Genomic DNA, 21,088 nt, shown 5'->3' with positions numbered 1-21,088 from the left:
CGTCAGACGGCTGTCTCGAGGGCCTGGTACTCCGCGTCGGTCAGTGTGATCTCCGCGGCGGCGATGTTCTCCTCGACGTGCGCGACGCTGGACGTGCCCGGGATGGGCAGCATCACCGGGGAGCGCCGCAGCAGCCAGGCCAGCGCCAGTTGCGCCGGGCTCGCCCCGTGCTGCTCGGCGGCAGTGGCCAGCGGGCCGCCGGGTTTGGCCAGCTCGCCGGTCGCCATCGGGAACCACGGGATGAACGCGAGGTTCTGCTCCTCGCAGTGCCGCAGCACGTCCTCGGCACTGCGGTTGGCCAGGTTGTAGAGGTTCTGCACGGAGACGATCGGCGCGAGCCTGCGGGACTGCTCGATCTGCGCCACGGTCACCTCGGACAGCCCGATGTGCCGGATCAGGCCCTCCTGCTGCAGCAGCACCAGCTCGCCGAGCTGGTCCTCCAGCGGCACCTTCGGGTCGATGCGGTGCAGCTGGTAGAGGTCGATGCGGTCCAGGCCGAGGTGGCGCAGGCTGAGCATGCACTGCTGGCGCAGGTACTCAGGGCGGCCCACCGCACGCCAGTCGCCGGGACCGGCCCGGGTGAACCCGCCCTTGGTCGCGATGACCAGGCCTTCCGGGTACGGGTGCAGCGCCTTCTTGATCAGCATCTCGCTGACGAAGGGGCCGTACGAGTCGGCGGTGTCGATCAGGTCGACGCCCAGCTCGACCGCCCGGCGCAGCACGCGGACGGCCTCGTCCGGGTCTGCCGGGTCCCCCCAGACCCCGGGGCCGGTCAGCTGCATCGCGCCGTAGCCGAGCCGGTTGACGGGCAGGTCGCCGCCGATGCTGAAGCGGCCCGAGGCCGCCGCGGGAAGGGTGCTCTGCGCCGTCATGAGTGCTCCTCACCTGGTGCTCGCCGGACGTCACGCCCCGCCGAACAGCCTAGCCCGGCACGTTCCGGTCAGGGTCCGGAAGCGGGGAGCCGTCGCTCAGCCGTTCGGGACTGCAGCGGCTGCGGGCGATGGGCGCTACCTCAGGGAGCGTCGGCGGCGCAGGCGTACCGCGGCGTACCCGAGGGCCAGCAGCACGATCGCCCACCCGGCTCCCACGAGCAGCGACCGGTAGCGGTGGACCGCCGGTCCGGGGTCCGGCGGGCCGGGCTGCCGCGGGGTCCACTGCACCCGGGTGGAGGCCACGGTCAGGGCGCTGACCGTCTGTGGCGTCTCCGGCGTTCGCATCAGCAGTTCCGGCACCTCGGTCAGCCGCACCACGTCCCGGCCCATGGTGACGATCGGAGCCCCGTTCTCCCAGGCCAGGATGATCGGCTTGGCGAAGGTCTGCTCCCGCACCGGCATCCTGGTCAGCCTCTCCTGCCACTGGATGCACTTGCCGGTCGCGCCGGTGTCCGCGTCCAGCAGGCACAGGCCGCTCGCGTCGACGACGCTCCGGCCGTCGGGCGTCCAGGCGAGCTGTCCGGCGACGCCGTCGCCGGAGTCGACCGAGCGGCTCCAGCCGACGCCGCCGTCGCGCCGGTAGGTGTGGAGGTCGCCGTGACGTTGCACGATCAGCGTCGAACCGTCCGGCGACAGCGCGGCGTCGACCTCGCGGGGCAGCGGCCCGTCGGGCAGCGGGGCCGTCCACGCGACCGCGCCTGTGCCGAGGTCGACCACCTGGATCTCGCCGCGCACCGGATACAGGTACCAGGGGTTGTCGAAGTGGACGAGCACGGCCTGGCGGCTGTCCGGGGAGAAGGCCAGGGGCAGCCCCGTCGGCAGCGTCCGGGCGATGCCGGTGGTGACGTCGAGGAGCCGGGAGTGCTCGCCGTGGCCGGTGAGCACGTACCGCCCGTCGGGGGACAGCATGAGGGCCCCGGTCCAGGGTTCGTCGTCTTGGGTCAGGTCGTAGGTGCGGTAGGCGTCGTCCGGGCCGACGAGGGTCAGCGGTCCCACGGGATGGCTCACGCTCTCCCCGCGGTCCTCGTCGACGGTGTAGTCGGTGTCGAAGACGTCGCCGTCGAACGCGACCAGCGCCCGCCGCATCGGAGCATGCCGGATGTCGGCCGTCCATGCCGGAGCGTGCACGAGATAGGCGGGCAAGGGGTCCACCGTGGTGTCATCGAAGGCGGCCGGAGGCGGCGGCGCGGCGATCTGCCCGGTCAAGCCGATGCCACCGACTGCCACGACGGCGGCGGCCAGCCCCGCGAGTCGTCGGCGGAGCCGGTCGCGGCGGGCCCGGTCGAACAACCCCGGTGGCACCGGCAACGGCGGGGCGCTGTCGGCGACCTGGTGCAGGGCGTCGTGCAGGGCGTGCGTCATCGGGCCACCTCCTGCGGGAGCCGGCCGTCGACCAGCTGCGCGAGTTGCGGGTTGAGGGCGCGCAGCCGCATCAGCGCGTGCCGGGTCTGGCTCTTCACCGTGCCCACCGAGCAGCCCAGCACCTCGGCGGTGTGGGACTCGCTGCGGTCCTCGTAGAAGCGCAGCACCAGCACCGCCCGCTGCTTCGGCGTGAGGCGGCGCAGCGCCAGGTCGAGCACCATCCGGGTGTCGTGGCACGGTTCGGCGACGGCCGTCTGCGGCGGCTGGTCGGTCAGCAGCTCGGGTGGCCTGCGCCGCAGCGCGCGCCACCGGGACACGGACTGGGTGTAGAGGACGCGCCGGACGTACGCCTCGGGGTCGTCGAGCCCGCTCCAGCGCACGGCGGCCCGCGCCAGCGCCGATTGGAGCAGATCCTCGGCGTCCTGGCGGTGTCCCGTGAGCAGGTACGCCGTCCGCCCGAGCGCGGCCGAGCGGCCGGTGACGAACTCCTCGAACGCCGCCCGTGCCTGTGCTGTGTCCACGACACCTCCCCCTGACCTGACGCCTGGCGGGCAGACCGTGGAGGGAACCCCATTCGCGACCCGGGCCGCAGGATCGTGCCGGAGCCTGCCGTCCAGGTCAAGCGGATGGCGAACGGCCGCCGCACCGGTAAGGGTGCGACGGCCGTCGGTGTGCAGCGGGCGGGGTCAGCCGCCGATGACGACGCGGTCGGTGCCGGCCCAGCGGGCCGGGTCGGTGACGCGGCGGCCGTCGACCAGCACCCGGACGCCGGGCAGCTCGGCCGGGCCGAGGTTGCGGTACTCGGCGTGGTCGGCCTGGATGATCGCGGCGGTGACGGCCTCACCCTGGTGCGGCGGCAGGCCGTGCGCGGCCAGCTCCTCGACGGTGTACATCGGGTCGCTGACGAACGGGTTCGCGCCCCGGGCACGCAGCGCCTCGACGGTCGGGAAGACGCCGGAGAAGGCCGTCTCCTTCACGCCGCCGCGGTACGCCGCGCCCAGCACGAGCACGTTCGCGCCGGTCAGGTCGCCGTACGCGTCGGCGAGCAGGCTGACGGCGTACTCCGGCATGCCGGCGTTGGCCTCGCGGGCGGCGCGCACGACGGTGGCGGTCGGGTCGTTCCACAGGTACATCCGCGGGTAGATCGGGATGCAGTGGCCGCCGACGGCGATGCCGGGCGAGTGGATGTGGCTGTAGGGCTGGGTGTTGCAGGCCTCGATGACCTTCGTGACGTCGACGCCCACGGTGTCGGCGAAGCGGGCGAACTGGTTCGCCAGGCCGATGTTGACGTCGCGGTACGTGGTCTCGGCGAGCTTGGCCAGCTCGGACGCCTCGGCGGAGCCGAGGTCCCACACGCCGTTGGGCTTGTCGAGGTCGGCACGGGCGTCGAAGTCGAGCACGGCCTCGTAGAAGCGCACGCCGTGGGCGGCCGAGGCCTCGTCGACGCCGCCGACGAGCTTCGGGTAGCGGCGCAGGTCGGCGAAGACGCGGCCGGTGAGCACCCGCTCGGGGCTGAAGACCAGCGAGAAGTCGGCGCCGGCGGTCAGGCCGGAGCCTTCGGCGAGCATCGGGGCCCAGCGGTTGCGGGTGGTGCCGACGGGCAGCGTGGTCTCGTAGCTGACCAGGGTGCCCGGCCGCAGCCCGGCGGCGATGGCGCGGGTGGCGCTGTCCATCCAGCCGAAGTCCGGCACGCCCTCGGCGTCGACGAACAGCGGCACGACCACGACGACGGCCTCGGACTCGGCGACGGCGGCGGTGGTGTCGGTGGTGGCGCGCAGCAGGCCGGCGGCGACGGCCTCCTTGAGCTTGACGTCGAGGTCGGTCTCACCGGGGAAGGGGACCTGGCCCTCGTTGACCAGCGCGACGACGCGCTCGGACACGTCGGCGCCGATCACCTCGTGCCCCTTGGACGCGAACTGGACCGCGAGCGGCAGGCCGATCTTGCCGAGGGCTACAACACAGATCTTCATGGTTTCTTTCTTCCTCGCTGCCTCGCCCGTCGCTGGCGGCGGACGAGCCGGTCCATCGTTGCAAGAGCCGTGGTCGGCGACAACCGGACGGGTCTGACCGGCTGCGCCATAGGCGCTGGTCCCGGTGCGGCGGACCGGGGCGAAGTATAACGGCCGCGCCGCGGACGGCCCGCGGCTGCGGGGACGGCGGTGAGCGGGACTACGGTCCCCGGCGGACCGGTAGGGTCGGGGTGATCCGGATGCCCGGCTCGTCGCGCCTAACCAGGAGAAAGCAGACATGAAGGTCGTCAGTATCGTCGGCGCCCGTCCGCAGCTGGTCAAGCTGGCCCCCATCGCCGCGGCGTTCGCGAACAGCGGCCACGAGCACTTCATCGTGCACACGGGGCAGCACTACGACGCCGACCTGTCCGACGTCTTCTTCTCCGGCCTGGGCATCCCCGACCCTGACGTGCACCTGGGCATCGGCTCCGGCAGCCACGGCGTGCAGACGGGCAACACCCTCGCCGCCCTGGACCCGGTGCTCGACCGCGAGCGCCCGGACTGGGTGCTGGTCTACGGCGACACCAACTCGACGCTGGCGGGGGCGCTGTCGGCGGTGAAGCAGCACCTGCCGGTGGCCCACCTGGAGGCCGGGCTGCGCTCGTTCAACCGGCGTATGCCCGAGGAGCACAACCGCATCCTCACCGACCACGCCGCCGACCTGCTGCTCGCGCCCACCGCGGAGGCGATGCGCCACCTCGCCGGCGAAGGGCTGGCCGCCCGGTCGGTCCTGGTCGGCGACGTGATGGTCGACGTGTGCCTGCGGGTGCGCGACGCGGTGCTCCGCGGCGAGCACCAGGTCGGCGGGCTGCCCGACGGCATCAGCCCCGACGAGCCGTACCTGCTGGCCACGCTGCACCGGGCGGAGAACACCGACGATCCGCAGCGGCTGGCGGGCCTGGTGGAGGCGCTCGCCGCGCTGCCGGTGCCGGTGGCGCTGCTGGCCCACCCGCGCCTGGTGGCGCGGGCCAAGGAGCAGGGGCTGAAGCTGGCCCAGGGCGCGGTGCACGTGGGCCGCCCGCTGCCGTACGGCGGGATGGTCGCCGCCGTGCTCGGCTCGACCGGCGTCGTCACCGACTCCGGAGGCCTGCAGAAGGAGGCCTACCTGCTGGCCCGGCCGTGCACCACGCTGCGCTCGGAGACCGAGTGGGTCGAGACGCTGATCGGCGACTGGAACCGGCTCGTGCCCGACCCGGCGGTGCTCGGCACCGCGGGCTGGGTCGGCACGGCGACCCGTCCCGCGCCGGACACCGCCCGCGACACACCCTTCGGGGACGGGCGGGCGGCCGAGCGGGTCGTCGCGGTGCTGGCCGAACGCGCCGCCTGAGACATCGGCCGGCGGGGGCGGGCGCGATGGCACAGGGCAGCGACGCGGACGTGACGGTCGTCACGCCCTGGTATCCGAGTGCCCAGCTGCCGTTCCGCGGCTCCTTCGTGCAGGCGATGGTGGAGGCGGTCGCGCCCACCGTGCGCCGGCTGTCGGTGTACCACTGCGACGACTGGGTCAGCCGGATGACGCCCCGCCAGGACGCCGAGGTGACCGCGGCCGCCCATGCCCTGTCCGGCGCGGCGCGGCAGGTCCGGCCCGGACCCGGCGGGGCCGAGGTGGTGCACCTGCCGGTGCCGATCCCGGCGGGGACCGGATACGCCGACAACGCGCGGCGGCACGCGGCGATGCTGCGGGCCGTGCTCGGCGGGACCCCGCTGGCCGGCGAGGTCGTGCATGCCCACGTCGGGTTGCCCAGCGGGTGGGCGGCGCTGCACAACCTGCGGCCGGGCGCACGGCTGTTCGTGACCGAGCACGCGAGTTTCCTGCCGCTGATCCTGGCCGACGCCGACGCCCGCGCGCGGTACGGCGAGGTGCTGGCGCGCTGCACGGCGCTGTTCGCGGTCGGCGACGGCGTCCTGGACCTGCTGGCCGGCACATTCCCCAGGCACGCGGACCGGATCCGGCTGATGCCCAATCCCGTCTCCTTCGCGGCCGGGCGGCAGACGCCGGTGCGTTCGCTGGAACGCTGGCTGTATGTCGGCTCGCTGAAGGTGGAGAAGGGCGTCGACCTGCTGCTGGAGGCGTTCGCACAGTGCTGGGCCGAGGACGCCGCGCTGCGGTTGACGCTGGTCGGCGAAGGCCCGCTGGACGGGCCGCTGCGCGCACGGGCCGCGGCGCTGGGCGTCGCGGACGCGGTGGTCCTGACCGGCGCGGTCACTCCGCCGGAAGCGCTGCGGCTGATGCGTGAACATGATCTGCTGGTGCACAACAGCCGGTCGGAGACGTTCGGCATGGTCGTGGTGGAGGCGCTGGCCGCGGGCCTGCCCGTGCTGGTGACCCGGTGCGGTGGTCCGGAACGGACGCTGGCCGGGATCGAGTACGCGGCGGGCGGGCTGGTCGAGGTCGACGACGATCCGGCGACGTTCGCGGCCGGGTACCGGCGGTTGCGGGCGAGGTTCCCGGAAGGGCTCGACCTGGCGTACGCCCGCGAGGCGTTGGCGGCCCGCTACGGCTACCCGGCGGTCGCGGCAGCGCACCACGAGGCGTGGTTCGGCAGCACGCCGGTCTGACGCGGGCCGGGGTGGCCGCTGCGACGCGGGGCTCGGGGACGGCTGTCGCGGGCGGTGCCAAGACGCGCTGCCGGTCGGGTCGTGCGCTGCCTCGGCTCCGGCCCGAGGCATGAGGAGGGGTCGTGCGGGTGCTGTTCCTGGCGCTGGGGGCGACCCGGCGGCGCGCGGTGGTCGAGGAGTCCGCGCGGGTGGTCGCCGCCGGTGGAGACGCGGTGGTGCTGCTCGGCAGCGCGCAGCCGTGGGCGCGGGAGGATCTCGATCCGCGGGTCCGGCTGGTGGATCTCGGTGAGCTGACGGCGCATACCCGGCCGGTGCGCTGGGCGCAGGCGCTGCTGGTGCGGCTGCCGCGGCGGGCGGCCCGGTTGGCGGGCCGAGGACGGCTGCGGGAACCGATGGGGCGCGCCTGGCGGGCGTACGAGCGCGGCGTCGCCCAGCCGGTGCACCGGCGACTGGTGGCGCCCGCGAGCGTGCGCTGGTGGCGGGGACCGGTGCTGCGCCGCGAAGTGGCCGCCCGCGGCCCGTTCGACCTGATCGTGGTCGCCGATCCGCTGTCCATGCCGGATGCGGCGCGGCTGCTGCGGCATGGGGTCGCGGGATCCCGGCGTTCGCCCCGGCTGGCCTTCGTGCTCGGTCTAGGCTGCGAATAGCCGCCCGGCCGGTATGTCCGGGCCGCCCGGCCACCCGTCGCCACGAGGGAGAACGGCGTGATGAACAGACGTGGCCCGCGGCGACCGCGCGTGCTGTACCTGGCCTTCTATTACCCGCCGTCGCGCGCCAGTGGTGTCTACCGGGCCAGGGCGACGGCCAACCACCTCGCTGCCCAGGGCTGGGACGTGACCGTGCTCGCCGCCCCGCTGAAGTTCCTGCACGAGGTCATCGGCTCGGTCGACGAGGAGCTGGCGACCACCGTGGACCCCCGGATCCGGGTGGAGCGCCCGGCCCAGCACCAGTTCGCCTGGGAGCACGACGTACGCCGGTTCGGCGCGCTGCGGCGCTCCATGCCGCTGCTCGCCCGCAAGCTGTACCACCTCAGCCAGGAGAAGATCTTCCCCGAGCACTACTACTCGTGGGGGCTGTCGGCGGTCGCCCACGGGCTGCGGATGCATGCGCGCCGCCGGTTCGACGTGGTGCTGGCCACCGGCAATCCGTTCGTGTCCTTCGCGGCGGCGTGGGGGCTGCACCGGCTGACCGGGCTGCCGTACGTGCTGGACTACCGCGACGCGTGGACGCTCAACCTGTTCACCGACCGGCCCGCGTACCCGGTCGACCATCCGGCCTGGGCCTGGGAGCGGCGGGTGCTGACCCGGGCGTCGGCGGTCTGCTTCGTCAACGACGCGCTGCGGGGCTGGCACGCCGAGCGCTACCCCTCGGTGGCGGACCGGATGATGGTGGTGCCGAACGGCTGGGATCCGGACCTGCTGCCGGGGCTGGCGGGCGGCGCCGGGGCCCGGGGCGCGGGCCCGCTGCAGTTCGGCTACCTGGGCACGCTCACCACCACCCAGCCCGTCGAAGAGATGATCACCGCGTTCCGGCGGGCCCGCGCGCATCCCGAGCTTGCCGACGCGACGCTCAACATCCACGGGCACCTCGGCTTCTTCGCGCACAGCCAGGCCCATCTCGCGGCCCGGCTGGGGATCTGCCTGGACCCGGCGCCGGACGGGGCGGAGCGGGACGTGGTCTATCGCGGGCCGGTCTCCAAGACCGACGTCGCCGGCGTCTACCGGGACAGCGACGTGCTCGTCTTCCTGGCGGGCGGGGCGCGCTACGTGACCTCCGGCAAGATCTTCGAGTACATGGCCGCGGCCCGGCCGATCGTGTCGGTGCACGCGCCCGGGATCGCGGCAGCCGAGGTGCTCGACGGTTACCCGCTGTGGTTCAACGCCGAGAGCCTGGACCCGGACGAGATCGCCCAGGCGATGGTCGCGGCGGGCAAGGCCGCCCGTGATCTGAGCCCTGAGCAGCGTCGACAGGCGTACGAGCACGCGCAGGCCTATGCCCGCCAGACCGTGCTGGCTCCGCTGGAAACTCGACTACGCACAGTGAGCAATGTTCATAGGATAGGTGGCGGGGCCGCCTGGTGAACGGCGGCGGTGACGGGCTGCAGATCGGGAGAGCGCGCCATGTCGGGCAACCGGCCGAGGGTGATCGTGCTGGCGTTCGCCGCGCCGTCCAAGCGGGTCAAGGACTACGCGGCAGGGTTGCTGGCCCAGGGCGTCGAAGTGGATCTGATCACATCCGTGGCCGCCCCCTGGCGTGCGGCGGGGCTTGACCGGGCGGTGCGCATCCACGCCGTGGCCGAGGCCGAGGAACGCCATCCGGTCCGCCGGGTGGAGAACCTGCTGCTCTACCGGATCCCCGGCCGGATCCTGCACGACCTGCGCCGCAGCCGGCTCGGGCCGAACGCGGACCGGCGTCTCGAAGAGCTGTGCGACCTGCACCGGCGGGCGGCGGGACGGCTGCACCGGATCTTCTACCGCAGGGTCTACAACGTGATGCGTCCCTTGGTGATCGCGCGTGCGGCCCGGCGTCCGCTGCAGGGCGTCGACTTCGGCCGGGTCGAGCGCATCGTCGCCGCCGACATCTTCGCGGTGACGCTGACCTGGGAGCTGGCCAGGAGGTTCCCGGGCGTGGCCGCGACCACGGCGCTGGAGGCCGGCCCGCCTGCCGGTGGCGGCCCGCCGTCCTGACGGGATCGTCCACGGCAAGCCGGTGGGATGAATCGATCAGGGCGCTTCGGCGGCGGCCGAACACCCAGAAAGCGTGATAACTTCGGATCCCCCTCCACCGGATTGAAGCAGGCAGGCTGTGCCCCGAGTCTCCCGTCGCACCGCGTTGTCGATCGCCGTCGGTTCTGTGGTCGCCGGCGCGGGCCTGGCGTTCCACGGCTCCCGCGAGCTGACCGGCGATCCCACGCCGGCATCACTTGATCAGACGGTCGGCAGCGCCCCACCGCGGTCCACCGCGCCCCGGCCGCTGCCGGAGCCCCTGCCGGCCACGCCCGGGGTCACGGCGACCGAGAACGCCCTGCCCGGCCATCGGGACTGGGTCATCGGCGCGGACCGCACCCGGTCCGCCGACGACGTGGCAGGTCAGATCAAGGGCTACACGTCGGCCAGCACGGTGCTGCTGGGCGGGGACGTCTCCTTCCACGTGTCGGTGGCCGACGCCGAGGACTACACGGTCGGGGTGTACCGGCTCGGGTGGTACGGCGGGCTCGGCGCACGCAAGGTGCTCACCAGCCCGGTGCTGCGCGGGTCCCGGCAGGCGCCGCCCGAGCTGAACCCCGGCACCGGCATGATCAGCTGCTCGTGGCAGCCGTCCTGGACGCTGAGCGTGCCCGCGGACTGGGTGCCGGGTCTCTATCTCGCGGTGTTCACCACGGCGTCGGGCTTCCGCAACTACGCGCCCTTCGTGGTCCGCAACGCTCAGCGCGTCAACCGGCTGTGCCTGGTCCTGCCGTTCACCACGTACCAGGCGTACAACCAGTGGCCGCTCGACGGAGTGCTCGGCAAGAGCCTCTACTACGGGTACCCGGTCGATCCGACGCTGGGCAACGAGCAGGCCGACGGTGTGCGCAAGACCGGGGTGCGCAGCTCCGACCTGCGCAGCTTCCACGTGTCGTTCGACCGCCCCTACATGGCGACCGGGCTGCCCAGCCGGTTCGACGACGACCGCTACTTCATCCAGTGGGCCGAGGCGGCCGGCTACGACTTCGACTACGCGACGAGCGAGGATCTGCACTCGGGGGCGATCGACGCCGCGGGGTACGCGGGCCTGGTCTTCAGCGGCCACGACGAGTACTGGTCCCGGGAGATGCGCGACCGGGTGGAGCAGGCGCTGGCCGGCGGCACGAGCCTGGCGTACATGGCGGCCAACAACGTCTACTGGAAGATCCGGTTCGCGCCGAGCGCGGACGGCCGGGCCAACCGCGTGGTGGCCTGCTACAAGAACCGGCTCGACGCGGCGGGCAACAGCTCGGCGACGATGCGCTGGCGTGATCCGGAGCCGGGTCCGGCCGAGGCGGAGCAGCGTCTGCTCGGCGTGCAGTACAACGGGATCGTGAAGGCGGCGGTGCCGCTGGTGGTCACGGACTCCGGGCACTGGTTCTGGAACGGCTGCAAGGTCAAGGACGGCGACAGCATCCCGAAGGTCGTCGCAGGCGAGGCCGACGGCTTCGACCCCGACGTCCACCTGCCCCGGTTCACCACCCGCGGGTTGCTGTCGGCCTCGCCGTACCAGTTGCGCAACGGCACCCGGATGGTGCAGAACACCAGCCTTTACGAGACCGACAAGAACGCCGTCGTGTTCGTCGCCGGGACGCTGAGCTGGACCCGCGGCCTGGCCGTACGGGGCTTCCGGGACGTACGTCTGATGCGGGCCACCGAGAACCTGATCGAGCGGATGCTGCGGCAGAAGGCGTGAGCTGCGTCACCGGGTCGATCGGGTGCGGCAGGCCGGTCCGGCGGGGACATACCCCCTCGTCAGCCGGTATGTCCAGGGTTTGCCGGTGATCATGCCCTGTGGCAGACTCGGCGCGTCGCACGTCCGACACTTCGCTGGGGCGTGTCACCGTTTCGGATTCGCAGAGGGGCCCCCGCGCAGATGATCATTGATCCCCCAGGGGCCCGGGTGACCCGATCGGAGGGGCGGCGATGAGCTTCGCCCGCTCGACCAGAAGAGCCACCGCCCGCTCGGCCAGGGCCGCGCTGCGGCTGGCGGCCTCGCCGTCGGTGATGCGTTCGCGGATGCTCGCCGGCCTGTGGGGCGCGGTCGTCTCCGCGCCCGGAGTGCCCGACCGGGCCCGCCGTGAACTCGCCGGCGTGGTGCACGCGAGCCTGCTGCGGGCCGGCCGTCCCGCCGAGGCGGCCCGGACCGCCGCCACCGCGCTGGGCCGGATGCGCAACCGCCGGGCGCGCGCCGACCTGCTGGCCCGGCAGGCCAAGGCCGAGCTGGACTTCGGCACCCCGCCGAGCCTGCAGGCCGCTGTCGCGGCCGAGCTGGCACTCGCCGACGCGCTGTACGCCCAGGGCAACCACCGTGCTGCGGTGGCCTCGCTGCAGACCGCCCAGCGGCAGCTGTTCGACCGGCGGCTGCACTTCGACCGGCTGACCTCGCCGCTGACCCAGGACCCGACCGGCTTCCTGTCGGCCTGGCACGCCAGCCCGGCCGCCCGCGCGCTGTCGGCCCCGCGCGGCCGCCGCGGGCCCGCGGCCCCGCTGCCCACCGACCGCCCGGTCCGCCTGCTGATCGCGACGTACGGCAACCACGGCTTCCTCAACCCCATCCGGCGGCACTTCGAGCAGCTGAGCAACGTCGAGGTGCGCTTCCTGGACCCGGGTGAGGACGGCGGCACGCAGGTGCCGATGCTGAACAACTCCCGCGCCATGATGGAACACGCGCTGGCCGGCGGCTCGCCCTTCGGCGACGAGGTCGCCGCATGGCTGGAGCCGCACGTGAGCTGGGCCGACGTGGTCTTCGTCGACTGGCTGGCCGCGCTGACCGTGCTGTTCACCCTCGTCGACCCGGGTAAGACCAGGATCATCGCCCGGCTGCACAGCTTCGAGGCGTTCGCGGTCTGGCCGCACCTGGCCGACTACTCGCGCATCGACGACCTGGTGTTCGTCTCGGACTTCCTGCGCGACCTCACCGTCGCGGTGACGCCGGCCCTGACCGCGGGCGGCACCACCCCGCACGTCGTCAGCAACGCCATGGACCTGCGCTCCTTCCAGGGCGACAAGGACGCCGACGCCCGCTTCACGCTGGGCCTGGTCGGCATCAAGGCGGTGGCCAAGGACCCGCGCTGGGCCGTGGAGGTGCTGCGTCACCTGCGCGCCCACGACGAGCGCTACCGCCTGTTCTTCTACGGCCACGAGCTCAACGCCGACGCCAGCCCGGACGCCCGCCGCTACTGGGACGGCTTCCTGGCCGACATCGCCGACCTGGAGCCGTCCGGGGCGGTGGTGCGCCGCGGCCAGACCGCGGACATGCCCGCCGCGCTGCGCGAGGTCGGTGTGATCCTGAGCACCTCGGTCCGGGAGAGCTTCCACTGCGCCCTGGTCGAGGGCGCGGCCAGCGGCGCCGTCCCGGTGGTCCGGGACTGGCCGTTCTTCGCCGGCGGCCCGTCCAGCGCCCGCACGCTGTTCCCGGCGGACTGGATGGCCGACACCCCCGAGGAGGCCGCCAAGCGGATCCTCGCCCTCACCGCCGACGAGCAGACCTGGCGCGAGGCCGGGGCGGCGGCGGCGGCCCATGCGATCGCCACCTGGGACTGGGAGGTCGTCAAGCACCAGTTCGAGCAGCTCGTGCTGGGCGCGACCGGTGTGCGACGAGACGGCTGATCAGTAGACTCGGCGGGCCTGCGGCCCGCCCCCTGTACACGCGGGGCACCGCCCCCGAGGAGGAGTGATCAATGGCCGAGACCAGGGAAAACCGCCCGGCCCGCATCGTCATGCTCGTGGACAACGGGGTGAACGGCGATTCCCGGGTGCAGAAGACCGCGCGGTCGGCCGCCGAGGCGGGGTGGGAGGTCATCCTGATCGGCCGCTCACCGACCGGGCACCCCGAGCGCTGGCAGCTCGGTGACGCCGAGGTGCGGCTCGTGGTCATGCACAGCCCGATGGCCAAGCGCCGCCACGAGTTCCGGCGGCACTGGCTGATCACCCCGTTCGCGTACCCGCCGACCGGTGTCGCGGCCCAGCGGCTGCAGTCGGTCAAGGCGTGGAAGCAGGACCTGAAGATGAAGCGGGCCCTGCGCAAGCTCAAGGGCAAGGGCCCCGGCCTGTCCGTGCAGGTCCAGGGCGCGCTCGCCGGGCTGTACGGCAAGTGGGTCTCGTTCCGCTACTGGCAGCTCAACATCGGCCAGCGCTACCGCGGTTCGCTGCGCTCGCCGTGGGACCAGGCCTACACCTGGTTCCAGCACAAGGTGCGCGGCCACGGCGCCTGGCGCAAGCTGGAGCCGCAGCTGTGGGACTTCGAGCTGGCGTACGCGGACACCGTCGACGCGCTCAAGCCCGACGTGATCTACGCCAACGACTTCCGGATGCTCGGTGTCGGGGCGCGGGCCAAGGTCCGGGCCGCGGTCGCGGGGCACAAGATCAAGCTGATCTGGGACGTGCACGAGTACCTGCCCGGAGTGAAGCCGCGGGCCAACAACCGCCGCTGGATGGGCGCGAACCGGGCACACGAGCACGAGTACGCCCCCTACGCCGACGCGGTGATCACCGTCTCGGCGAAGCTGGGCGAGCTGCTCAAGCGTGACCACCACCTGCCCGAGCTGCCCTCGGTCGTGCTGAACACCCCCAGCGCCGCCGACGCGGCCGCCAAGAACGCCCCGGGCGCCCCGGACATCCGCAGCGCCTGCGGGCTGGGCCCGGACACCCCGCTGGTGGTGTACAGCGGCGCCGCCGCGGCCCACCGCGGCATGGGCGTCATGGTCGAGGCGCTGCCCCGGCTGGCGGGCGTGCACACGGCGTTCGTGGTCAACGACCCGACCGGGCCGTACCTGACCAGCCTGAAGAAGCGCGCCGCCGAGCTGGGCGTGGCCGACCGGCTGCACGTGCTGCCGTACGTGTCGCACTCCGAGGTGGTGGGCTTCCTGTCCACGGCGACGGTCGGGGTGATCCCGATCCACCACTACCTGAACCACGAGATCCAGCTGATCACGAAGTTCTTCGAGTACTCGCACGCCGGTCTGCCGATCATCAGCAGCGACTGCGAGGTGATGGCCAACACCACGCTGGCCAACAAGCAGGGCGAGGTCTTCAAGGTCGAGGACGTGGCCGACTACACGCGCGCCGTGCAGGCGATCGTCGCCGACCCGGAGCGCTACCGGGCGGCGTACGAGGCGATGGACCTGGACGTGTGGACCTGGGAGGCGCAGGCGAAGGTCCAGGACGCGATCTACCGCCGCCTCGTGCTGCCCCACCAGCGCCCGGCAACGGGTGCGCAGGAGGTCGACGAGCCCCTCGCGGTGCCCGTCGGCAGCTGATCCGACCAGGGATTTTGTCATGATCACCGACGGCGGCAGTTCGGGTGGCCCGGCTTCTTCGGGTAGCATCCGCACAGCCGTTGTCGGCGGATCTCCTCCGGCTCCCCCTCCGATGCGACACATCGTGGCTTAAGGAACAAAAATGACAGATGTCGTGATTCTGGGCTTGGGTTACGTCGGTCTCCCGCTCGCGCGGGAGGCGACGCGATCCGGCGCGTCGGTGCTCGGCTTCGACGTGAAGGCCGGTGTGGTCGACGCGCTCAACGGCGGCGTGTCCCACATCGACGACCTGTCCGACGCCGACATCACCGAGATGATCGCCGGCGGGTTCCGGGCCACCACCGACGAGTCGGAGATCGCCTCGGCGCGCACCGCCGTCATCTGTGTGCCCACCCCGCTGGCCGACGACGGCGGCCCGGACCTCGGCGCGGTCGTGTCGGCCGTACGGGCCGTGGCCCGCAACCTGCGCCCCGGCATGCTGGTCGTGCTGGAGTCGACGACCTACCCGGGCACCACCGACGAGGTCGTGCGGCCGATCCTGGAGGAGACCGGGCTCGTCGCCGGCGTCGACTTCCACCTGGCCTTCTCGCCCGAGCGCATCGACCCGGGCAACCAGAAGTTCGGCCCGCGCAACACCCCGAAGGTGGTCGGCGGGCACACTCCGGCCTGCTCCGAGCGCGCCGCCGAGTTCTACGGCCGGTTCATCGACACCATCGTGCGCACCAAGGGCACCCGCGAGGCCGAGACCGCCAAGCTGCTGGAGAACACCTACCGGCACGTCAACATCGCGCTGGTCAACGAGATGGCCCGGTTCTGCCACCAGCTCGGCATCGACCTCTGGGACGTCATCGACGCCGCCAGCAGCAAGCCGTTCGGCTTCCAGGCGTTCTACCCGGGCCCCGGGGTGGGCGGCCACTGCATCCCGATCGACCCGAACTACCTCAGCCACAACGTGCGGGCGAAGCTCGGTTACCCGTTCCGCTTCGTGGAGCTGGCGCAGGAGATCAACGCGACCATGCCGGCGTACGTGGCCCGGCGCGCGCAGAACATCCTCAACGACGCGGGCATGGCCACCAACGGCTCGCGCATCCTGCTGCTCGGCGTGACCTACAAGCCCGACATCGCCGACCAGCGCGAGTCGCCCGCGACGCCGCTGGCCAAGCTGCTGGCCGGGCTCGGGGCGAAGCTGAGCTACCACGACCCCTACGTGGCGAGCTGGCACGCGCCCGGCATCGACGTGCAGCGGGTCGAGGACGCCGAGACCGGTGTCGCCGAAGCCGACCTGGTGATCCTCGTGCAGAACCACCGCGCGTACGACGCCGAGGCGCTGGCCGCCAAGTCGAAGCGCTTCTTCGACACCCGCGGCGCGACCACGGGCGACCAGTCGCACCGGCTCTGACCAGCGCGTAAGGCGACGACGGCCGCCGGGGCAGGTTTGCCCGGCGGCCGGTCACCGGTTCTTGAGAAGGAGTCCCCCGTGAAGGCAGGCGAGCTGGCCGGGCCGCGCAAGCCGGGGCACGACGGCGTGCGGCCGCACGTCATCTACCTCGCCATCGGCTTCCCTCCGGCGGCGAAGAGCAGCGCCTACCGGCTGCGCGAGACTGCGAACCAGTTCATCGCGCACGGCTGGGACGTCACGGTCATCACGATCAGCAACGAATCGTGGGAACGCGAGTTCGGGCTGGACCACACCCTGTCGGCGCGGGTCGACCCGCGCATCAGGATCGTGGAATTGCCGATCGCGCGCGAGGACCTGGAGACCGACATCCGCCGGTTCTCCCGGCAGCGCGCGCTGGAGCCGCAGCGCTGGCTGAGCGCGCTGCGCCGCCGCCAGCAGGAGAGCTTCCCCGAGTCCGTCTTCGGCGGCTGGCGCGACGCGCTGGAGGAAGGCGTGCTGCGGGTGCACCGCGAGCACCCCGCCGATCTGCTGATGACCTCCTGCGCGCCGTACGTCAACCTCGCGCCGACCTGGCGGCTGTGGACCGAGCACCGGGTGCCCTACGTCGTCGACTTCCGCGACGGCTGGTCGATCAACGTCATCGACGGCACCGAGGCGTTCGAGCGCGACTCCGTGGCCGGCAAGTGGGAGCAGCAGGTCCTGGAGCAGGCGCGGGCGGTCTGGTGCGTCAACGACCCGATCGCCGACTTCTACCGCGAGCGCTACCCGTCGATCGCGGACCGGGTCCGGGTGGCCCGCAACGGCTTCGACGCCGACAGCGTGCCCGCCCCGTCGACCCGCACCGCCGACCCCGAGCAGGGCCTGGTCTTCGGCTACCTGGGCACGGTCAACTTCCCGCCGTCGGTGCTCGACGCGGTGCTCACCGGCTGGCGGCTGGCCCGCGAGCAGGACCCGCTGCTGGCGCGCTCGCGCCTGGAGGTGCGCGGGCACATCGGCGCGGGCGAGCAGCGCGGCGTCAACCCCTACATCGAGCTGCTGGAGGCGGCCCAGCCCGACGGGGTGACCTTCGGCGGCAACGTCGCCAAGGCCGACGTCGCGGGCACCTACGGCAGCTGGGACGCGCTGGTGCTGATGCTGGTCGGCGGGCGCTACGTCACCTCCGGCAAGGTGTACGAGTTCGTCGCCACCGGCCTGCCCATCGTCTCCGCCCACGAGATCGAGCACGATGCGGCCACCGTGCTGGACGGCTACCCGCTGTGGACCGGAGCTGTCGGCCTCAACCCGCGCCGCCTCGCGGAGTCTTTCGTCACGGCGGCCCGGCTGGCCGTCGAGGCCCCCGCCGAGGTCAGGCAGGCCGCCCGGGAGCACGCCGGCCGGTTCACCCGGCCCGCGCAGATCGCCCCGGTCGTCGCCGAACTGAGCAGCCCCGTGCCCGCCCAGCGCCCGGACGGCAGCGCCGCGCTCGGGCCCGCCGAGGTCCTGAACTGAGAGGCACGTCCATGGCAGACAGAGCCGCGACGAGGGTCCTCGTCATCGTCGGGACGGTCCCCAAGCAGCAGGCCGCCCTCGCCGCGAAGCTCGCCCAGCTCCGGGCGATGGGCGCCGAGGTCATGCTGGCCTGCAACTTCGACCCGGCCCTGCTGACCGTCGACACCGCGCCCGCCACCCGCACCGCGCTGACCTCCGCCGACGGCGAGTACAACGCGTGGCTGCGCGGCGCCCTCGAAGTGGCGTCGGGCCCGCGCAAGGTCTGGCTGCTCACCCGCCGCAACGCGGCGGTACGCCGGTACGCGCGCCAGGCCGACGTGCTGGTCGCGCTGGACCACCTCGCCGTGTACGCGATCTGGGAGCTGGCCCAGCGGCACCGCCGCCCTGCCGCCGTGTACGGCATCGAGGCGTCCGTGCAGGCGGTCACCGCCCACCGGTCCCACCCTGACCAGGCCGCCCGCGGGCTGCTGCCGTCCGCGCCCGCGTGGGGCGGCGTCGCCGTCCGGGACGCCGGCCAGGCGGCTTTGACCAGCGCGGCCTTCGCCGCCGGTGCGACGCTGTCGCCGACGGTCATGCGCACCTCGGTGGGCGCGCGGTTCTGGGGGGCCATGGTCGCCCTGCCGCGCATCCCCGACCCGGTGCGCCGGCACATGGCGTTCACCGTGCACGCCAACATGCTCAAGGCCGGCCGGGCCGACGCCGCGGCGAAGGTCTCCGCGCGCGCCCGCCGCCGCATCCGGGACCGGCACGTGCTGGCCGACCTGCTGCTGCGGGAGGCCGCCGAGCAGGCCCGCTACGGTGCGACGACCGGCATGGCCGCCGCGATGCAGGCCAACCTCGCGGTCGCCGACGCGCACCTGCCGCGCCGCGAGTTCACCAAGTCCGCGGCCGCGGTGCACCGCGCCCTGGCCGTGCTCTTCGACCGCAGGCTGCACCGGGACCGCCCGGCCACGCCGCTGGCCGACGACCCGGCCGGATACCTGGCCGCCTGGCGGCAGAGCACGTCGGTGCAGCGGCTGACCGCCCCGCGCGGCCGGTCCGCGCAGGCCGCGCCGGTCCCGGCCGGTCGGCCGGTGCGTGTGCTGCTGCTCGCTGACCGCGCCGACGACGCGATCGAGGCGCGCGGCGTCGAGTCGTACGAGGAGCTGCTGCGGCGGTACGAGCGCGACAGCCGCGTCGAGGTGCAGGCCGTCGACCTGGCCGCGCTGGAGGAGTTCGCGCCGTTCCGGCCGGGCGACAAGCAGATCGTCGAACACCTGGTCACCGGCGGTTCGGTGTACGGCAACAAGCTGGAGGCCCTGCTGCGCCCGCACCTGTCCTGGGCGGACGTGGTGCTGGTGGAGGGCGGCGGCTCCGCCGCGGCGGCACTCGGCCTGCTGGACCCCGCGGACACCCGCGTCGTGATCCGGCTGCACGGCGCCGAGACGCTGTCGGCGTGGCCGCACCTGATGGACTTCACCCGCGTCGACGACCTGGCCCTGTCCGGCCCGGCCGCCGAGAAGTCGCTGCTCGCGCTGCTGCCGCAGCTCGCCGACGGCCCGCGCCGCCACGTGCTCGGCGACGCGACCGCGGCGGAGGACCTGGACGCGATCCTGCTCGACCACCGCGCCTGAAAGCGCCCGCCGGATCGTTCGGCGGACGGTCGACGCCCGGCGCACCATCACAGACAGCTCGCGACTCACATACACGGAAGAGGCCCGGACCGCATCGGTCCGGGCCTCCGTTGTTTGTCTGATCAGGCCAGGCTGGCGGCCGGGTCGCGGCGGGCGGTCGTGGGGGCGGCCGGACGGCCCGGCATGAGCCCGGCGTAGACGCCGTCGAGCACGTCCGCCTGGGCCTCCCAGGTCCAGTTCTGCAGCAGCCCCGGGCGGTCGTACGCGGCCCGGTAGCGCTCCGGGTCGGCCAGCACGGCCTGCACCGCGCTGACGTACCCGTCGAGGTCGAGCGCGGTGAAGACCTCGCCCTGGCCGGTCTCGCGTACGGTCTGCGCCATCGCCTGCACGTCGCTGACCACGATCGGCAGCCGGGCGTGCGAGTACTCGAAGAATTTCGTGATCAGCGCGATCTCGTGGTTGGGCTGGTGGTGCAGCGGGATCACGCCGATGTTCGCGGCGGCCAGGAACGGCGCGACCTGCCAGTGCTCGACGTAGGGCAGCAGGTGCACCCGGTCGCCGACGCCCGCGGCGGCGGCCCGCGCGGCCAGCTCGTGGGAGGCCTTGTTGGCCCCGGTGGGGTGCAGCGTGACGAGCGCGACGTGCACGCCGGGCAGGCGCGGCAGCGCCTCGATCATGGTGTCCACGCCGCGGCGGGGGTTGACCCCGCCGCAGTAGACCAGCAGCGGCACATCCGGGCCGATCCCGCACAGCCCGCGCAGGTCCGGCACGGCCTTGCCGCGCTGGTGCTCGTCGGGCGCGCAGACCGGGGCGTTGAGCACGACCGACGGCATCGTCGGCAGCTTGTGCTCCTCGCGCAGCATCGCCGACAGCGTGGGGGACACGGTGACCACCGCGTCGGCGTACGGCGCGTACTCGCGCACGTGGTCGATCTGCGCGGGGTGCCAGCGCGGGTTGGCGGCCCGGGGCATGACCCCGGACACCGACTCGTGCGCGTCCCAGACCAGCTTCACCTGCCGCCCGCGGGCACGGGCACGGGCCGTGGCACGCACCCCGACGCCGAGCATGCGGAAGTCGTTGGCGTGGATGATGTCGGCGTTCAGCTGGTCGATCACCGGCCCGAAGGCCAGCTCGTAGTCCCACAGGCCGGGGTCGAGCCGCCGCCAGCTGCGGCTGCCCAGCACCTTCCGCCAGAACGCGATCTGAACGCGGTTGAGCAGCGAGTTCTTCTGGTTGGCCTGGCGCACCCGGGTGAGCTGACCGGCCCGGAGACGAGTCCAGGTGAGGCCGATGGACGCGGTCACGTTCGCCAGCCGCAGGCCGAGGCCGGCGAGCGCGTCCGCCGGACGGCCCTTCCCGGCGCTGCGGCGGGCCTTGAGCTGGGCGAGGCGGGCGACGACGTCGGCCTTGCGGCCCTTCTTCAGCTGCACCCGGTAACCGGCCTGCTCGCCCGGGGCGTAGGCCAGGGGGCGCCGCCAGCGGGCGTAACGCAGGCGGCCGTACGGCGAGCTCAGCGCGTAGTGGACCGGGACCAGCCGGACCTCGGCCTGCCCGATCTGCCAGCTGTGCGGCTCGCTGTCGCCGGAGATGCCGACCAGGATGACCTCCCAGCCGGCCGCCGCGGCCGAGCGGGCGCTCTTCTGCACCCGGGAGTCGCCGACGACGCCGTTGTCCACCAGCATCACGACGCGTCCGCGGGACGTGCCGTCGGTCCGCTCAACACTCACGTGTGATCCACT

Annotated in this window: 16 protein-coding genes; 11 read left to right on the top strand and 5 right to left on the bottom strand. The window is 73.1% G+C overall.

The genetic code is table 11. The features are described 5' to 3' along the window. Nucleotides 1–2: 2 nt before the first annotated feature. The 4 genes from F6W97_RS04710 to F6W97_RS04695 all read right to left on the bottom strand — a co-directional run bounded on the left by F6W97_RS04710 (nucleotide 3) and on the right by F6W97_RS04695 (nucleotide 4,264). The gene (locus F6W97_RS04710) at nucleotides 3–872 is read right to left on the bottom strand and encodes an aldo/keto reductase (RefSeq protein WP_155368912.1); all 870 of its coding nucleotides are present in this window, start codon (nucleotides 870–872) and stop codon (nucleotides 3–5) included. A gap of 135 nt (nucleotides 873–1,007) precedes the next feature. Then, nucleotides 1,008–2,294, bottom strand: a complete 1,287-nt coding sequence (locus tag F6W97_RS04705; RefSeq protein WP_155368911.1) for a WD40 repeat domain-containing protein — start codon at nucleotides 2,292–2,294, stop codon at nucleotides 1,008–1,010. After that, nucleotides 2,291–2,815 (bottom strand): SigE family RNA polymerase sigma factor, encoded by a 525-nt coding sequence (locus F6W97_RS04700; RefSeq protein WP_155368910.1) that lies wholly within the window; start codon nucleotides 2,813–2,815, stop codon nucleotides 2,291–2,293. The genes F6W97_RS04705 and F6W97_RS04700 overlap by 4 nt, the downstream gene beginning before the upstream one ends. A 165-nt stretch (nucleotides 2,816–2,980) precedes the next feature. Then, entirely contained in the window at nucleotides 2,981–4,264 is a 1,284-nt protein-coding gene (locus tag F6W97_RS04695) for a nucleotide sugar dehydrogenase (protein WP_155368909.1), read from the bottom strand. Between the two features lie 277 nt (nucleotides 4,265–4,541). Between F6W97_RS04695 and wecB the strand changes: the two genes are divergently transcribed. From wecB to F6W97_RS04640, 11 genes are all read left to right on the top strand, one after another. Continuing rightward, nucleotides 4,542–5,630, top strand: coding sequence for a non-hydrolyzing UDP-N-acetylglucosamine 2-epimerase (wecB, locus tag F6W97_RS04690; protein ID WP_155368908.1), 1,089 nt, complete (start codon nucleotides 4,542–4,544; stop codon nucleotides 5,628–5,630). Between the two features lie 26 nt (nucleotides 5,631–5,656). After that, nucleotides 5,657–6,862 carry a glycosyltransferase gene (locus F6W97_RS04685; protein ID WP_230686419.1) on the top strand — a complete coding sequence of 402 codons (1,206 nt, stop codon included), beginning with the start codon at nucleotides 5,657–5,659 and terminating at the stop codon, nucleotides 6,860–6,862. A gap of 122 nt (nucleotides 6,863–6,984) precedes the next feature. Next, nucleotides 6,985–7,509: a hypothetical protein gene (locus tag F6W97_RS04680; protein WP_155368907.1), complete on the top strand. Its 525-nt coding sequence runs from the start codon at nucleotides 6,985–6,987 to the stop codon at nucleotides 7,507–7,509. A 60-nt stretch (nucleotides 7,510–7,569) separates the two neighbouring features. Then, complete coding sequence (locus F6W97_RS04675; RefSeq protein WP_230686489.1) at nucleotides 7,570–8,943, top strand: glycosyltransferase; 1,374 nt, start codon at nucleotides 7,570–7,572, stop codon at nucleotides 8,941–8,943. Nucleotides 8,944–8,982: 39 nt separating this feature from the next. Then, complete coding sequence (locus F6W97_RS04670; protein WP_155368906.1) at nucleotides 8,983–9,549, top strand: hypothetical protein; 567 nt, start codon at nucleotides 8,983–8,985, stop codon at nucleotides 9,547–9,549. A gap of 118 nt (nucleotides 9,550–9,667) precedes the next feature. Beyond that, a complete protein-coding gene (locus tag F6W97_RS04665) occupies nucleotides 9,668–11,284 on the top strand; it encodes a N,N-dimethylformamidase beta subunit family domain-containing protein (RefSeq protein ID WP_155368905.1) in 1,617 nt (538 codons plus the stop codon). 230 nt (nucleotides 11,285–11,514) lie between these two features. Further along, a complete protein-coding gene (locus F6W97_RS04660; RefSeq protein WP_230686418.1) occupies nucleotides 11,515–13,200 on the top strand; it encodes a glycosyltransferase family protein in 1,686 nt (561 codons plus the stop codon). A 71-nt stretch (nucleotides 13,201–13,271) separates the two neighbouring features. After that, nucleotides 13,272–14,849, top strand: coding sequence for a glycosyltransferase family 4 protein (locus tag F6W97_RS04655; RefSeq protein ID WP_196278979.1), 1,578 nt, complete (start codon nucleotides 13,272–13,274; stop codon nucleotides 14,847–14,849). Between the two features lie 142 nt (nucleotides 14,850–14,991). Then, nucleotides 14,992–16,248, top strand: a complete 1,257-nt coding sequence (locus F6W97_RS04650) for a nucleotide sugar dehydrogenase (protein WP_155368904.1) — start codon at nucleotides 14,992–14,994, stop codon at nucleotides 16,246–16,248. Nucleotides 16,249–16,326: 78 nt separating this feature from the next. Then, nucleotides 16,327–17,736, top strand: a complete 1,410-nt coding sequence (locus F6W97_RS04645) for a glycosyltransferase family protein (protein ID WP_230686417.1) — start codon at nucleotides 16,327–16,329, stop codon at nucleotides 17,734–17,736. Nucleotides 17,737–17,747: 11 nt separating this feature from the next. Then, on the top strand, nucleotides 17,748–19,349 hold the full coding sequence (locus F6W97_RS04640; protein ID WP_155368903.1) for a hypothetical protein: 1,602 nt from the start codon (nucleotides 17,748–17,750) through the stop codon (nucleotides 19,347–19,349). A gap of 122 nt (nucleotides 19,350–19,471) precedes the next feature. Here F6W97_RS04640 and F6W97_RS04635 read toward each other — a convergent pair whose 3' ends face one another. Further along, on the bottom strand, nucleotides 19,472–21,031 hold the full coding sequence (locus tag F6W97_RS04635) for a glycosyltransferase family 4 protein (protein WP_155369516.1): 1,560 nt from the start codon (nucleotides 21,029–21,031) through the stop codon (nucleotides 19,472–19,474). Nucleotides 21,032–21,088: the final 57 nt, after the last annotated feature.

Origin of the sequence: Catellatospora vulcania, assembly GCF_009720385.1 — a bacterium.
In the GTDB taxonomy this organism is placed as follows: Bacteria; Actinomycetota; Actinomycetes; order Mycobacteriales; family Micromonosporaceae; genus Catellatospora; species Catellatospora vulcania.
Note: the sequence above shows the minus strand (reverse complement) of the source record. Positions and strands in the feature narration are given on the sequence as shown.

Bases quoted from the DNA above. Each gene is read 5' to 3' on its own strand.
- F6W97_RS04640 (WP_155368903.1), top strand. From the start codon at position 17,748: ATGGCAGACAGAGCCGCGACGAGGGTCCTCGTCATCGTCGGGACGGTC.
- F6W97_RS04635 (WP_155369516.1), bottom strand. From the start codon at position 21,031: ATGCTGGTGGACAACGGCGTCGTCGGCGACTCCCGGGTGCAGAAGAGC.
- F6W97_RS04650 (WP_155368904.1), top strand. From the start codon at position 14,992: ATGACAGATGTCGTGATTCTGGGCTTGGGTTACGTCGGTCTCCCGCTC.
- F6W97_RS04675 (WP_230686489.1), top strand. From the start codon at position 7,570: ATGAACAGACGTGGCCCGCGGCGACCGCGCGTGCTGTACCTGGCCTTC.
- wecB (WP_155368908.1), top strand. From the start codon at position 4,542: ATGAAGGTCGTCAGTATCGTCGGCGCCCGTCCGCAGCTGGTCAAGCTG.
- F6W97_RS04655 (WP_196278979.1), top strand. From the start codon at position 13,272: ATGGCCGAGACCAGGGAAAACCGCCCGGCCCGCATCGTCATGCTCGTG.
- F6W97_RS04685 (WP_230686419.1), top strand. From the start codon at position 5,657: ATGGCACAGGGCAGCGACGCGGACGTGACGGTCGTCACGCCCTGGTAT.
- F6W97_RS04705 (WP_155368911.1), bottom strand. From the start codon at position 2,294: ATGACGCACGCCCTGCACGACGCCCTGCACCAGGTCGCCGACAGCGCC.
- F6W97_RS04695 (WP_155368909.1), bottom strand. From the start codon at position 4,264: ATGAAGATCTGTGTTGTAGCCCTCGGCAAGATCGGCCTGCCGCTCGCG.
- F6W97_RS04670 (WP_155368906.1), top strand. From the start codon at position 8,983: ATGTCGGGCAACCGGCCGAGGGTGATCGTGCTGGCGTTCGCCGCGCCG.
- F6W97_RS04710 (WP_155368912.1), bottom strand. From the start codon at position 872: ATGACGGCGCAGAGCACCCTTCCCGCGGCGGCCTCGGGCCGCTTCAGC.
- F6W97_RS04660 (WP_230686418.1), top strand. From the start codon at position 11,515: ATGAGCTTCGCCCGCTCGACCAGAAGAGCCACCGCCCGCTCGGCCAGG.